The following is a 12564-nucleotide window of genomic DNA, read 5'->3' as shown; positions in this document are numbered from 1 at the left end:
CCACCAAGGAGCCCTGCCCCGCCGTTCCGACGGCGGGGTGGGGCTCCTGCCTTTGCCGGGGGCGACACCGGTCCCGGCCCCGGCGTCGCCCCCGCCTCGCCCCCCGGCCCGCCGGCCGATCAGGGATTTCGGATTTTCCCCGCCCCAGGCGCCCCTCCCGCCGCCTCCTCCCCTCGCCAAAACCCCCAAGACGTTCTGTTTAATAAATTCTTAACCCCACACATCCATACGCTGTTCGTACAGTGCGTCGATTTCCCCCGCATGCCGTTCGAGGATTACCGAACGGCGCAGTTTGAGGGTGGGCGTCAGCTCGCCGCTCTCCACCCCGAAATCGCCCGGCAGGATCGCGAACGCCCGGATCCTGGCCGGCCCGGCCGAGCGGGCGTTCACCGCGTCCACGGCCTCCTGGCACAGCCGCCGTACGGCAGGGTGCCGCTCCGGCCCGCCGGGCCCCAGGTCGACGCCCTCGCGGGCCGCCCAGGCCGCGATCTCGGCCGCGTCGAGGGTGAGCAGCGCGACCGGGTACGGGCGGCGGTCGCCAGCCAGCACCGCGTGGGAGATCCAGCGGGACTCCCGGAGGGCGGCCTCGGGCAGGGCCGGGGTGATGTTCTTGCCGTTCGACGTGATGACGAGGTCCTTCTTGCGGCCGGTCACCGTGAGGAACCCGTCGGCGTCCAGCGTGCCGAGGTCCCCGGTCCGCAGCCAGCCGTCCGCGTCCAGCACGGCGGCGGTGGCGGCCGGGTCGCCGTGGTAACCGGGGAAGATCCCGGGCCCCCGGGCGAGGATCTCGCCGTCGGCCGCGATGCGCACCTCGCAGCCGGGCACCGGCCGGCCGACCGTGCCCGGCCGGAACGCCCCCGGCCGGTTGAGCGAGATCACTCCGGCCGTCTCCGTCATCCCGTACCCCTCGTGCACCAGGACGCCGCAGGCGCGCAGGAAGTCCAGGGTGGCCGGTGCGATGGGCGCGGCGCCGGTGAGGGCCCAGCGCAGCCGTCCGCCGAAGACCTCCCGCACCGGGGCGAACACCCGCTCCTCGGCGGCCTCCCAGGCGGCGCGCAGCGGCCCGTCGGGCGCCTCCCCGCGTTCGCGCAGGGCGGCGGCCTCGACCCCCGCCCGTACGGCCGCCGCCAGCCGCGCCCGCCCGTCCGGTCCCTCGGCGTCGGCGAGGGCCAGCGCCATGCCGTGCACCTTCTCGAACAGGCGGGGCACCGACGGCAGATGGGTCGGCCGGGTGGCGGCCAGGCCGGCGACGATGTCCTCGTTCCGGCCGCCGTGGTAGCAGAGCGTCGCGCCGCGCAGCAGGGCGCCGAACTGCACGAGCTGCGCAAGGAGATGGGCGAGCGGGAGGTAGAGGTACGTGCTGTCGCCGGGCGCGTACGTGATGATTCCGGCCGTCGCGTCGTGGGCGGCGGCGAGGTTGCCGTGGGTGAGCCCGCAGCCCTTGGGGAGGCCGGTGGTGCCGGAGGTGTAGATGATGCCGCAGAGGTCGGAGGGGGTGACGCGGTCGGCCCGGTCGAGGAGTTGGGAGAGGGAGGCGGTGACGTCGATCCGCGTCAGGGACGTACCCCTCCGCGGCGCCCTCCATGACGACGACGTGCCGGAGTGCGGGCAGCCGGGCACGGAGGGCGCCGATCCGGGCCGCCTGGGCCGCGTCCTCGGCGACGGCGACGCTCGCGCCCGAGTCGGAGAGCACCCAGCCGAGTTCCTCGTCCCCGGCCGTCGGGTAGACGGGCACCACGACGGCGCCGGCGGCGAGCGCCGCGAGCTGGACGTACGTCCACTCGGGCCGGGTGCGGGCGAGGACGGCGACCCGGTCGCCGGGCCGCACCCCGAGGGTGAGCAGGGCGCGGCCGACGGTCCGTACGGTGTCGCGCAGCTCGTCGTAGCGGACGTCCGTCCACCCGCCGCCGTCCGGCCGGCGGAAGCGGAGGGCCGGGCGGCCGGCGTACCGGTCGGCCGTCCACTCGGCGAACAGGGCCAGGGTGCGGGGTCGGTCGGGCATGGCGCCTCCGGCGGTCGGGATGGTGCGGCCCGTCGGGGAGCGGCCACCGGGCCCTCCGGACCGCGCTCCGGCACCCTACGCACGCCGCCGCGCCGCCGGGATTGACCGGAACGCTCGGCACCCCCGTCCGTACCGCTCGGCGCACGATGCCACCATGCCTCAACCCACTTCCCGCATCCCTCCGTTGACGGCGGACGAGCCGACGATCGGCGCGCACTTCGTCCGGGCGGCCCTGGCGGGCGCGGTCCGCCTCGGCCACGACCCCGTCCCCCTGCTCCAGACCGCCCGCATCCCGCCGCTGCTGCCGGGCGACGACCGGGCGCGGGTGACGCCCGAGCAGTTCACGAGGCTGGTCCGGGCGGTGCGCCGGACGACGCGGGACGAGTTCCTGGCCCTGGGGACGGCACCCAGCAGGCCGGGCACGTTCGCGATGATGTGCCACGCGTGCGTCGGCTGCCCGGACCTCGGCACGGCCGTCGACCGGGCGGCCCGCTTCTATGGCCTCTTCCCGGGCGGCCCCGCCCTGGCGCTGGAACTCGGCGCGGAGGAGACGGTGTTCGCCTTGCGCAACGACCTCCACCGCCTGCCGGAAGGACGCTTTCTCGCCGAATGCGCGCTGGTGGTCTGGCACCGGCTGGCGAGCTGGCTCATCGGCCGGCGAATCGCCCTGAGCTGGGCGGAGTTCGCGTATCCGGCGCCGCCGTACGCGGCGGAGTACGGCCGGATGTTCGGCTGTCCGGTACGGTTCGGCGCCCGCCGGACGGGGGTCGGGCTGGCCCGGCACTGGCTGTCCGCGCCGCTCCTCCGGGACGAGGCGGGCCTGACCGACCTCCTCCGCCGCGCCCCCGCCGATCTGCTGCTGCGCCGCGACTACGGCACGACCGTCACCGAACAGGTCCGCAGGGCCCTGGCCGGGGCCCTGCGCGAGGACCGCCGCCCGGTCCGCCTCCCGGAGGCCACGGAGACGGCGGCCCGCCTGGCGGTGAGCCCGGCCACCCTCCGCCGCCGGCTGGCCGCCGAGGGCACGTCCTACCGCCGCGTCAAAGACCAGGTCCGCCGCGACGCGGCCCTGGCCTCCCTGGCCGCGGGCCGCGAACCGACCACGGAACTGGCGGCCCGCCTGGGCTTCTCGGAGCCGACGGCCTTCCACCGCGCCTTCCACCGCTGGACGGGCACGACGCCGGGCGCATACAGACGAACGCTTCCCCCCACGTGAACCCCCACCAGCCCGTCCGGCGCTTGAGGACAGCGCGCACAACGCCAGCCCACCCCCGTCCGCCCCCACCAGCCCGTCCGGCGTTTGAGGACAGCGCGCGCAGCGGGGGGGGTGCGGGGGCACAGCCCCCGCAAGAAACTGGGGGCACCTCCCAGCGGTAGCTGGGGGAGAAAGGGCGGGACAGGGGCACCCCCCCCCAAAAGACGAGCCCCCCAGCCAACAAAGGCGAGCACTCCAGACAACCCCATACTTACCAGTCGGTCACTACGGTGCGCCCAACAACAGCCGAACCCCGACCAGTTGGGAGCGCTCATGCGCCTTCGCACCGCGGCAGCCACACTGACGGCGACACTCGCCCTCACCGCATTGCCGGCCACGGCGGTCACGACAGCCACGCTGGCAACGGCAGCGCCGACAGCCGCCGAAACCACCCCCCAACCCCCCACCCCAGGAGACATCCTCACCACCACCCCCACCACCTTCCACCCCCTCCCCGCCCAACCCACCCCCACCCGCGCCTGGCACATCACCTACCGCTCGACCACCGCCAAAAACACCCCCAACACCGTCTCGGGCACAGTGATCGTCCCGAGGGACGGCAGACCCGACCGCACCCGCCCCCTGATCACCTACGCGGTGGGCACCGTCGGCCTCGCCGACAAGTGCGCGCCGTCCGCCGGCTTCCCCCGAGGGACGACGGTCGAGGCCAACCTCATCCAGCTCCTCACCGCACGCGGCTGGGCCGTCGCCGTGACCGACTACGAGGGCCTGGGCACCCCGGGCGACCACACCTACGTCGTCGGCCGCTCGGCGGGCCACGCCGTCCTCGACGCGGCCCGCGCCGCCCTGCGGCTCCCCGAGGCGGGCCTGTCGCCGGACGCGCCCGTCGGCATCATGGGCTACTCCCAGGGCGGCCAGGCCACCTCCTGGGCGGCGGAGCTGCACGACAGCTACGCCCCCGAGCTGAACGTGAAGGGCACGGCCACCGGCGGCGTCCCGGCCGACCTCCTCAGGACCGCCGACTTCAACAACGGCGGCATCGGCGCCGGCCTGATCCTCATGGCGGCGTCCGGCCAGAACGCCGCGTACCCCGAACTCCGCCTGGACGACTACCTCAACGACCGCGGCCGCGGCTACCTCCGCTTCCTCCGCGAGAACTGCGTCGCCGCCAACGTGGCCGCCGGCCTCTTCAAGAAAATATCGGACGTCACCGTCCGCAACCCCCTCTACGAAGCGGACTGGCAGCGCGTCCTGCGCTCCTCGAACCTGGGCACGCACGCCCCCGACCACCCCGTGTACCTCTACCACGGGACGGCCGACGAGCTGATCCCTTACGACCTGGGCCGGCGTCTGCGCGCGGACTGGTGCGGACGAGGGGCGGACGTCCGCTGGACGGCACTGCCGCTCACGGAGCACGTGGGCGGCGCGGTGGTCCAGGCGATACCGGCGGCGAACTGGCTGGCGGAACGTTTCGCCGACCGCCCGGACCAGGGCAACTGCACCTGACGCGCCGGTAAGGCATCAGTCGGGCGACACCACCCCGGCCTCGGAACTCCCCTCCCACCGCCGCCCGCTCACCAGATTCTGCAGCCCCACCCAGGCCACATTCATCAGCGTCTCCGCCGTCTCCTTGGCCGAGGGGACGGCGCCGGCGGGCCCGTTCGCCCACCCGGCGAGCGACTCGGCCGCGCCGACGAGGGCGTGGGCGAGCCCGGTGACCTCCCGCGCGTCGAGCGGCACCCGCCCGGCGGCCGCCGCCCCGACGGCGTCCTCGGCGGCCTCCTCGATCAACCGCACGACGACCTCCACGATCTCCTCGCGCAGTTCGGCCACCACTCGGTCGAACGGTTCCCCATGCGTACGGGCCCGGCAGCTGAGCACCGCCCACCCCTCCGGATGCGCCGCGGTGTGCGCGAAGAACGCGCGCAGCCCGTCCCAGAGCCGGCGGTCGGCCGGGGCGTGCGGCTCGACGGCGGACCGCACGGCACCGAGCAGCGCCTCCGCTTCCCGCCGGATGCAGGTTCCGAACAGGTCCTCCTTCGAGTTGAGGTACAGGTAGATCAGCGGCTTGGACGCCCCGGCGAGCTCCGCGATCTCGTCCATCGAGGCGGCGCTGTAGCCGCAGCGGGCGAACACCCGCACGGCCGCGTCGATCATCTGCCGCTCCCGCACCTCCCGGGGCATCCGCCGCACCCTGGGCTTCGGCACCCCGCCCGGCACGGACGCCTTGACACCGGCCCGGCCCCTGACAGCGTCGGTCTGTGCAGTGGTCACAACAAGCATCCCTCCGCCCCCGCTACAGTACCGGCAGGTAACATCACGCGGGGAGCCACCGTCAAGGGCGGCCATCAGGCCGCGCGGAACCCTTGTCTCCGCATGCTGGGCCCCTCGCTCCCCACACCTCTCGGGCGGGCAACTCACCGAAGTACAACGGAGGCTGCCGATACGAGCGCGCCTCCAGCACCACCAACTGCCGCACAACACCCCACGGCAGCCGATGCACCCGCCCGTCCAGCACCCGGAACAACCCCCGGTGCGTGACATGCCGCCACCACCACTCCTCGACGCGGAACAGCCCGGCGGCCAGGGCCTCCCTCACCACCGCACCCTCCGCACGACGTCGACGGCACCCCCGGCATGCACCCGCAGCTCCGCACCACCCCGGAACCCCACCACCACCTCGGCCCGGCCGCCCTCCCGATCCTCCCGAACGTCCACGACTTCCCGCTCCCACCCCTCCCCCACCACCCGATCCCCGACGAGAACCCGCCGCGCCCAGACCCGGATCCGCACGCCGTCACCGCCATCGCCCCCACCCTGATCCGGCACCTCCACCAAGGCCCACACGGACTTACCGACCCCGTCACGCGGACTCACACCCCAGCGCTGCGCCAACGCGTCCACGAGAAGCAGCCCATGACCGCCCTGGCCGTCCTGCGGACGAGGAAACCGCCACCCCCCATCAGCGTCATCCACCTGGATGCGGACCCCCCTCCCCGTGGGGAGGAACCGCGTCTCGATCTGCCGGCCGGGAGGGACACGTGCGTGCACGACAGCGTTCGTGAGCAACTCCGAGAGCACCAACACCGCGGCGTCCTCGACCTCCAGCAGCCCCCAAAGGGCCAGCGACCTGCGCAATTCCTCCCGGGCTCGGCCCACGCAGGCAGCGCGCGGCTCCCAACGACGCACGACTGGCGGCTCATTTCCCGAGGCGGCGATCCGTTCCATGCGCGGCATCGTCGTGCCCGGCGGAGCACAGCGGTAAGGCCCGCTGGGGTACCCAGGGTGAGTAGCATCACCCCGGCACATCCCAGCGCCCATGACACGCCGACACGGCCAGGACGGCGGAGACGGAGCCCCACGTGTCCCCATCGCCTCAGCACGGTTTCCCCGACAGGCTGCTCTCCGACGAGGCGATGATCGTGGCCTGTCGGCAACGCGACTTCGCGCAGGTCTTCCGGCTGGCCAGACGTGCCGGGATCCACAACGCCGCCATCGCTCGACGCGTCGGGCTGACGGTCAGCCGCGTCGGCGAGGTCATGTCCGGTTCCCGCACGCTCAGAGACATGAGCGTCATCGAGCGGGTGGCGGACGGTCTGCGCATCCCGGGCCACATGCTCGGGTTGGCGCCCAGGAGCTGGGAGTCGGGCGGGCTGGGCCGGGCGGACGGTTCCGCTCCTCCGGCACACCACCCGCGACTCCCTGTGCCGAGCACGGATGTGGACGGCGTCCTTTCGGCGGCCTTCGGCCAGCGGTGTGGACGGTCCACGGTCCATGCCCTGCGGTCCTGCATCCAGGACTACTGGCGACGCGACGAGGAACACGGCGGCGCGGTGCTCCGTCCCGCGATGCTCGGACACCTCCGGTACGCCACGCAGCTGATCGCCGACGACGCCGGACCGTACCGCCCCGACCTGCACGAAATCGCCGCCGAACTCGCCGTCCTGATCGGGTGGACCCACTTCGACGACCGGCAGTACCACCAGGCGCGCACCTATTTCACCGAGGCCGCACACCTGGCCCGCTCGGCGGGCGACCGGCTGCTCCTGGCCGACGTGTTGTCGTGCATGAGCCTCCAGGCCACCTACGAAGACCGCCCCCGGGACGCCGTGGCATTCGCGACCGCGGCCCGGGACTGCGCACGGTCCCACGGCGCCACACCACGCGTCACGTCGATCCTGGCCCTACGCGAGGCATACGCCCATGCCTGCCTGGGCGACCGAACGGCCACGCACGCACAACTCTCGCAGGCCCAGAAGCGGTTCTCGGATATCAGGACGACCGACGACGACCCGACCTGGGCCGCCTACTTCGACGAGTCCAAGCTGATCGCCGACACCGGGATCGCCTTGGGCCGACTGGGCGAAGCGGCCACGGCAGAACCGCTGGTGGCGGAGGCCGTACGACGAGCCGCTCCGGGGAACCACCGGACCCTCGCCTTCCACTCGTTCTGGCTCGCCAGGCTCCAACTCCGGCGCGGCAACCTCGACGAGGCGTGCCGGACCGCAACCGCCGCTCTGGGTCCGGCGGGCGCCATCGGCTCCGAGCGGCTCGTCGGCCATTTCCAAGAGCTCAGGAAGGACCTCGCGCCCCACCGGAAGGAGCCGGCGGTGACGGCCTTCGCATCGGCCCTACAGGCCGCGTTCCGTTGAGCCGTCAACGCGTCGCTTCGTCCAGCAGCACATAGAGCAGACCGACGAGTGATCCGCTGCTCACCACCTCTCGCCGGTCGATCATTCCTCTCACCCGGTCAAGGGGCACCCACTCGATGCGGTCCGACTCGTTCATCTCCGTCGGCGGGCCGATGTGCGTCGCGCCGTCGGCCCGGAACACGTGGTGCTGGGAGTCCGTGATCCCGTTCGCGGGCTCCGCGTAGATCAACGGCTTCATCGCCCCGGGCCGCCAGCCGGTCTCCTCCTCCACCTCTCGGGCCGCTGCCGCTTCGGGTGTCTCTCCGTCCTCCACCAGCCCCATGGGGAGTTCCCAGGCCCAGGAGTCGGTGATGAAACGGTGGCGCCACATCATCAGGATTTCCCGCCGCTGGTTGACCACGGCCGCCACCGCCAGGTGACGCAACCGGACGACGTGGTGCTCCCACCGCCGACCGTCCGGCTGTTCGACGTCCACCAGGCACAGGTTCACCCATGGGTTCGAGTAGATCCGCCGCTCACCGTGGGTCTTCCACTGCATTGAGGTACCCCTCTCGCCGTCGGCACCAGGATCGCAGAGGGCCGAGGGACCGCACCCCGGCGTTCTGCGCCCGACCACGACGAGGGAGCGGCACCGACCGGAAAGGCCACGAAAACGCCTCTCGACAGGACACGCCCACTCCCCACGCGACATGCTGACCGCATGGACGAGTTGATCACCCAGGCCACCACCGCAGACGCCCGCGCACACGGCCCCGCAGTGGCCGCTCTCCCCGTCGGCAGCTTCGAACAGCACGGTGCTCACCTGCCATTGGCCACCGACACCGTCATAGCCTGTCTGATCGCCCGCAAACTAGCCGACGATCACGGGCTGTTCCTGCTGCCGCCGATCACGATCTCCTGCTCTCACGAGCACGCGCACATGGCGGGCACGGTCAGCATCAGCGCCGGAACGCTGTACGCCATGGTGCACGACATCTGGCGGTCACTCGCCGCCTCCGGCGTTCCCGGCCTCGTGATCGTCAACGGACACGGCGGCAACTATGTGCTCCAGAACGCCGTTCAGGAGATCAACGTCGGCACCCCTCCTCGCGTCGCGCTCTTCCCGGTCCACGAGGACCGTTCCCGAGCCCGTGCCGACGCCGGACTGGAGAGCAGCGGCTCGGAGGACATGCACGCCGGAGAGTTCGAGGTCTCCCTGTTGCTGCACGGTGCACCGCACCTCGTCCAGGAGGGCATCGAGTCCGACGATCACTCGGCACCCAGCCGTCCGCACCTGCTCACTCTCGGCATGGCGGGCTACACGCCCAACGGTGTGATCGGACGGCCGTCCCTCGCCTCCGCCGCCAAGGGCAAGGCGCTGCTGGACAGCCTCTCGCGTTCGGCACGGGCGCACCTGGACGTGATCACGGGAGCGCAGCGGTGACCAACGCCACGGGCGATCCGGTCAGCGAGCACGAGAAGCGCATGGCGCGCCCCCGGATGGCCGCGGGAGCGCTCTTCTTCGACGAGGACGGCCGGGTGCTGCTGGTCCGCCCCTCCTACAAGCCCGGGTGGGAGATCCCCGGCGGCTACGTCGAGAACGGCGAGTCGCCGCTCGCCGCCTGCCGGCGCGAAGTGGCCGAGGAACTGGGCATCGAACCGCCCATCGGCCCCCTCCTCGTCGTGGACTGGGCCCCCAGTCCGGCCGAGGGCGACAAGGTGCTGTTCCTCTTCGACGGCGGCCTGCTGGACGACCGGCGGCACGGGGCGATCCGGCCCGCCGCCGGTGAACTGCTGGAGGCCCGCTTCCACCCGTGTGACGCCCTCGACGACCTGCTCGTCCCCCGGCTGGCCCGGCGCGTCCGCCAAGCGGTGGCCGCGCGTGACACGGCCGGCTTCCGCTATCTGGAGCACGGCGCGCCCGCCGGGCCCTGACAGACCGGGCGGCCGGCCCCGCAGCGGACCTCAGAGACCCTCCGGCGGAGCGTGACGCGGTCAACTCGTCGCGGCGGCAAGGGCGTCGCGCGGGTGAACGGACGGGTCGGCGTGAAGCGCCCTCACCCTTTGGGCAGTTCGGTCAAGCGCTCCCGGACTGGTTCACCCGGCCCCGCCGCCGCGGTCGGGTTTGACCGGGCCGCGTGTGGCGCGTCGGCGTCCGGACAACACCGTTGGTTCCGGACTGGTCAAGGCACTGCTCGAAGCCCTGGTCTACGCACCGGGCGGGGCCGCCGGCGGGCACGGGCGGCCCGGCACGCCCGGCCGGGGCGGCGACGGCGGCACCAACGGCGAGACGGGTTCCGGCGCGCGGGGCCGGGGCGCTCCCGCCGCCCGGCCCGGTACGGGCGGGACGGCCGGAGCCGGCGGCTCCGCTGACCGGGCGGTGTGCGCGGGCCTCCCCCTGACCGACATGGCGGGCGCGGCCGGCCACGGTGGCGGCGTCGGCCGGGAAGGCCGCTGGGGCGGCTCGGGCCGCGACGAGGGGCCGGCCGGGCGCCGACGGCGCCGTCCTCTTCGAGTGGTGACCCCGCGGCGCACCGGAGCATGAGAACGGCGGGAGCCCCCGGCCCCGTCATCCTGGACGAAGGCCGGGGGCTCCCCCCGTCGGGAACGCGAGCGCGTCACGCCGCGCTCAGCACCGGCTCCTGCTCGCGGGCGCGCTCCCGCTCCGGCTCGCCGTCCAGCTTGGAGCCGTCGGCCGTGGCGTACGCCTCGCGGTCGAGGATGCCCTCGCGGGAGGCGACGATGATCGGGACGACGGACTGGCCGGCGACGTTGGTGGCGGTGCGCATCATGTCGACGATCGGGTCGATCGCGAGCAGCAGGCCCACGCCGGCCATCGGCAGGCCCAGCGTCGAGAGGGTCAGGGTGAGCATCACGGTGGCGCCGGTCAGGCCGGCGGTCGCGGCGGAGCCGATGACCGAGACGAACGCGATCAGCAGGTAGTCGCGGAGCTCCAGCGGCACGTCGAAGACCTGGGCGACGAAGATCGCGGCGATGGCCGGGTAGATGGAGGCGCAGCCGTCCATCTTGGTCGTCGAGCCGAACGGCACGGCGAACGACGTGTACTCCTTCGGCACGCCCAGCCGCTCGGTGACCCGCTGGGTCAGCGGCATGGTGCCCACGGAGGAGCGGGAGACGAACGCGAGCTGGATCGCGGGCCAGGCGCCCTTGAAGAACCGCAGCGGGCTGACCTTGGCGACCGTCGCGAGCAGCAGCGGGTAGACGCCGAAGAGGACGATGGCGCAGCCGACGTAGATGTCCGCGGTGAAGGTCGCGTACTTGCCGATCAGGTCCCAGCCGTACTTGTAGATGGCCTTGCCGACGAGGCCGAGGCTGCCCAGCGGGGCGAGCCGGATGACCCACCACAGCACCTTCTGGAGGAGCTCCAGGACGGACTCGCTGAGGGTGAGCAGCGGGCGGGCCTTCTCGCCGACCTGGAGGACGGCGACACCGGCGACGGCGGCCATGAAGACGATCTGCAGGACGTTCAGCTGGGTGAACGGCGTGACGACGTCGGTCGGGACGATGCCGGTGAGGAAGTCGAGCCAGGAGCCCTTCTTCTTGGGGTCGGAGCCGTCGGCCGCGGTGAGGCCGGTGCCGGAGCCGGGGTCCGTGAGCAGGCCGATCGCCAGGCCGATGGAGACGGCGATCAGCGACGTGATCATGAACCAGAGGAGGGTCCGGGAGGCCAGCCGCGCGGCGTTCGAGACGTTCCGCAGGTTGGTGATCGAGACCAGGATGGCGAAGAAGACCAGCGGGGCCACCACGACCATCAGCAGCTGGACGAAGATCTCACCGATCTTGTCGAGCGTGGTCTGCAGCCAGGCGATGTCGCCGCTGCGGGCCGCCCAGCCGAGCAGGGCGCCGAGGACGAGGCCGAGCAGGATCTGGGCCCAGAAGGGCACCTTGGGTATCCGGCCGCGGACGGCGGAAGCGGACGAAGAAGGCGTCGATGACAACGGAAACTCCGGGGACAGACGGGGGTGGAGAAGGGGCGCGAGGCGCCAGGAGGTCCGTGCGTACGGGATCTCCGGCCGCGTCGGGGTGATCGGCGTGGAGCGATCAGCGGCGGCGACAGGCCGCGGACAGACAGCGGCAAAGATCGACGTGCAGGCGCGCCACGAGGCCGGGGCCCGTGGGGATTCGGTGCGCTGCTGCTGTCTTCATGTCGACACGTTAACACCGGAGCTTTGAGGAACCCAAAGAGATTCTTTGAGCTGCGCCCCCATCAGGGGCGCCCCGAGGATGTCCCAGGGCATGCGAAAGCGCCGCGCGCCCCACCGCCGGGCGGTTGCCCGGCGGCGAGACGGCGGCGCGCGATGTGACGAAAACTACCCTTGGCGTGAGTTGTCCGGCCGTGCCCGGTTACGCCCGGTCCTCCTGGCCCGCGTTCGCCTGCAGCCGCTCCCGCGTCCGCTCGACGCGCTCCGCCACCTGCCTCGCCATGGCGTCCCGCTGCTTGCGCAGCAGCACCCAGCTCAGCGGCGCCGAGATGATCAGGGCCAGCAGGATCATCCAGACGAGGTTGGAGCCGTTCCTCCCGAGCGGGATGGCGCGGAGGTAGCAGAGCACCCACACGACGGCGAAAGAGGCGACGAGCAGGCCGAACCGCAGAGCGGTGTATCGGAGCGAGGCGTACTTCTGGCTACTCACGGGACGGACCTTCTTCTCAACGGCAGCCGAAAGGGTCCCTACCAGTCAAGCACGAGCGCGAG

12 protein-coding genes and 1 pseudogene are annotated in these 12564 nt (G+C 72.6%); 6 read left to right on the top strand and 7 right to left on the bottom strand.

What is annotated here, in order from left to right:
* Positions 1 to 210: 210 nt before the first annotated feature.
* On the bottom strand, positions 211 to 1620 hold the full coding sequence (locus K7I03_RS17875; protein ID WP_263457559.1) for an AMP-dependent synthetase/ligase: 1410 nt from the start codon (positions 1618 to 1620) through the stop codon (positions 211 to 213).
* Positions 1621 to 1630: 10 nt separating this feature from the next.
* Positions 1631 to 2002 (bottom strand): annotated as a pseudogene (locus K7I03_RS33830) (AMP-binding protein); the annotation flags it as partial.
* 154 nt (positions 2003 to 2156) lie between these two features.
* Here K7I03_RS33830 and K7I03_RS17870 point away from each other — a divergent pair.
* On the top strand, positions 2157 to 3218 hold the full coding sequence (locus K7I03_RS17870; protein WP_185943853.1) for an AraC family transcriptional regulator: 1062 nt from the start codon (positions 2157 to 2159) through the stop codon (positions 3216 to 3218).
* A gap of 312 nt (positions 3219 to 3530) precedes the next feature.
* The gene (locus tag K7I03_RS17865; protein ID WP_185943852.1) at positions 3531 to 4724 is read left to right on the top strand and encodes a lipase family protein; all 1194 of its coding nucleotides are present in this window, start codon (positions 3531 to 3533) and stop codon (positions 4722 to 4724) included.
* Between the two features lie 15 nt (positions 4725 to 4739).
* Here the strand turns inward: K7I03_RS17865 and K7I03_RS17860 are convergent, their stop codons facing one another.
* Complete coding sequence (locus K7I03_RS17860) at positions 4740 to 5402, bottom strand: TetR/AcrR family transcriptional regulator (protein ID WP_185943978.1); 663 nt, start codon at positions 5400 to 5402, stop codon at positions 4740 to 4742.
* Between the two features lie 411 nt (positions 5403 to 5813).
* On the bottom strand, positions 5814 to 6446 hold the full coding sequence (locus tag K7I03_RS17855) for an ATP-binding protein (protein ID WP_224347102.1): 633 nt from the start codon (positions 6444 to 6446) through the stop codon (positions 5814 to 5816).
* 134 nt (positions 6447 to 6580) lie between these two features.
* On the opposite strand from K7I03_RS17855, the gene K7I03_RS17850 reads away from it, so the two are divergent.
* The gene (locus K7I03_RS17850) at positions 6581 to 7870 is read left to right on the top strand and encodes a hypothetical protein (protein WP_185943851.1); all 1290 of its coding nucleotides are present in this window, start codon (positions 6581 to 6583) and stop codon (positions 7868 to 7870) included.
* A gap of 4 nt (positions 7871 to 7874) precedes the next feature.
* Here the strand turns inward: K7I03_RS17850 and K7I03_RS17845 are convergent, their stop codons facing one another.
* Positions 7875 to 8408, bottom strand: a complete 534-nt coding sequence (locus tag K7I03_RS17845) for an NUDIX domain-containing protein (protein WP_185943850.1) — start codon at positions 8406 to 8408, stop codon at positions 7875 to 7877.
* Positions 8409 to 8570: 162 nt separating this feature from the next.
* Between K7I03_RS17845 and K7I03_RS17840 the strand changes: the two genes are divergently transcribed.
* The 3 genes from K7I03_RS17840 to K7I03_RS17830 all read left to right on the top strand — a co-directional run bounded on the left by K7I03_RS17840 (position 8571) and on the right by K7I03_RS17830 (position 10394).
* Complete coding sequence (locus K7I03_RS17840) at positions 8571 to 9293, top strand: creatininase family protein (RefSeq protein ID WP_185943849.1); 723 nt, start codon at positions 8571 to 8573, stop codon at positions 9291 to 9293.
* A 41-nt stretch (positions 9294 to 9334) separates the two neighbouring features.
* Entirely contained in the window at positions 9335 to 9784 is a 450-nt protein-coding gene (locus K7I03_RS17835) for an NUDIX domain-containing protein (protein WP_185943977.1), read from the top strand.
* Positions 9785 to 9989: 205 nt separating this feature from the next.
* Positions 9990 to 10394, top strand: a complete 405-nt coding sequence (locus tag K7I03_RS17830; RefSeq protein WP_185943848.1) for a hypothetical protein — start codon at positions 9990 to 9992, stop codon at positions 10392 to 10394.
* Between the two features lie 73 nt (positions 10395 to 10467).
* Here K7I03_RS17830 and K7I03_RS17825 read toward each other — a convergent pair whose 3' ends face one another.
* Entirely contained in the window at positions 10468 to 11808 is a 1341-nt protein-coding gene (locus K7I03_RS17825; RefSeq protein ID WP_185943847.1) for a dicarboxylate/amino acid:cation symporter, read from the bottom strand.
* 406 nt (positions 11809 to 12214) lie between these two features.
* Positions 12215 to 12502: a DUF4229 domain-containing protein gene (locus tag K7I03_RS17820; protein ID WP_185943846.1), complete on the bottom strand. Its 288-nt coding sequence runs from the start codon at positions 12500 to 12502 to the stop codon at positions 12215 to 12217.
* Positions 12503 to 12564 lie beyond the last annotated feature (62 nt).

The organism is Streptomyces mobaraensis, from assembly GCF_020099395.1.
Classification (GTDB): Bacteria; Actinomycetota; Actinomycetes; order Streptomycetales; family Streptomycetaceae; genus Streptomyces.
The sequence above is the reverse complement of the archived record's forward strand: the minus strand, read 5'-3'. Positions and strand labels throughout refer to the sequence as shown.

Excerpts from the sequence above, each read along its gene's own strand:
- K7I03_RS17870 (WP_185943853.1), top strand. The coding sequence starts at position 2,157 with ATGCCTCAACCCACTTCCCGCATCCCTCCGTTGACGGCGGACGAGCCG.
- K7I03_RS17865 (WP_185943852.1), top strand. The coding sequence starts at position 3,531 with ATGCGCCTTCGCACCGCGGCAGCCACACTGACGGCGACACTCGCCCTC.
- K7I03_RS17860 (WP_185943978.1), bottom strand. The coding sequence starts at position 5,402 with ATGCCCCGGGAGGTGCGGGAGCGGCAGATGATCGACGCGGCCGTGCGG.
- K7I03_RS17855 (WP_224347102.1), bottom strand. The coding sequence starts at position 6,446 with ATGGAACGGATCGCCGCCTCGGGAAATGAGCCGCCAGTCGTGCGTCGT.
- K7I03_RS17845 (WP_185943850.1), bottom strand. The coding sequence starts at position 8,408 with ATGCAGTGGAAGACCCACGGTGAGCGGCGGATCTACTCGAACCCATGG.
- K7I03_RS17840 (WP_185943849.1), top strand. The coding sequence starts at position 8,571 with ATGGACGAGTTGATCACCCAGGCCACCACCGCAGACGCCCGCGCACAC.
- K7I03_RS17835 (WP_185943977.1), top strand. The coding sequence starts at position 9,335 with ATGGCGCGCCCCCGGATGGCCGCGGGAGCGCTCTTCTTCGACGAGGAC.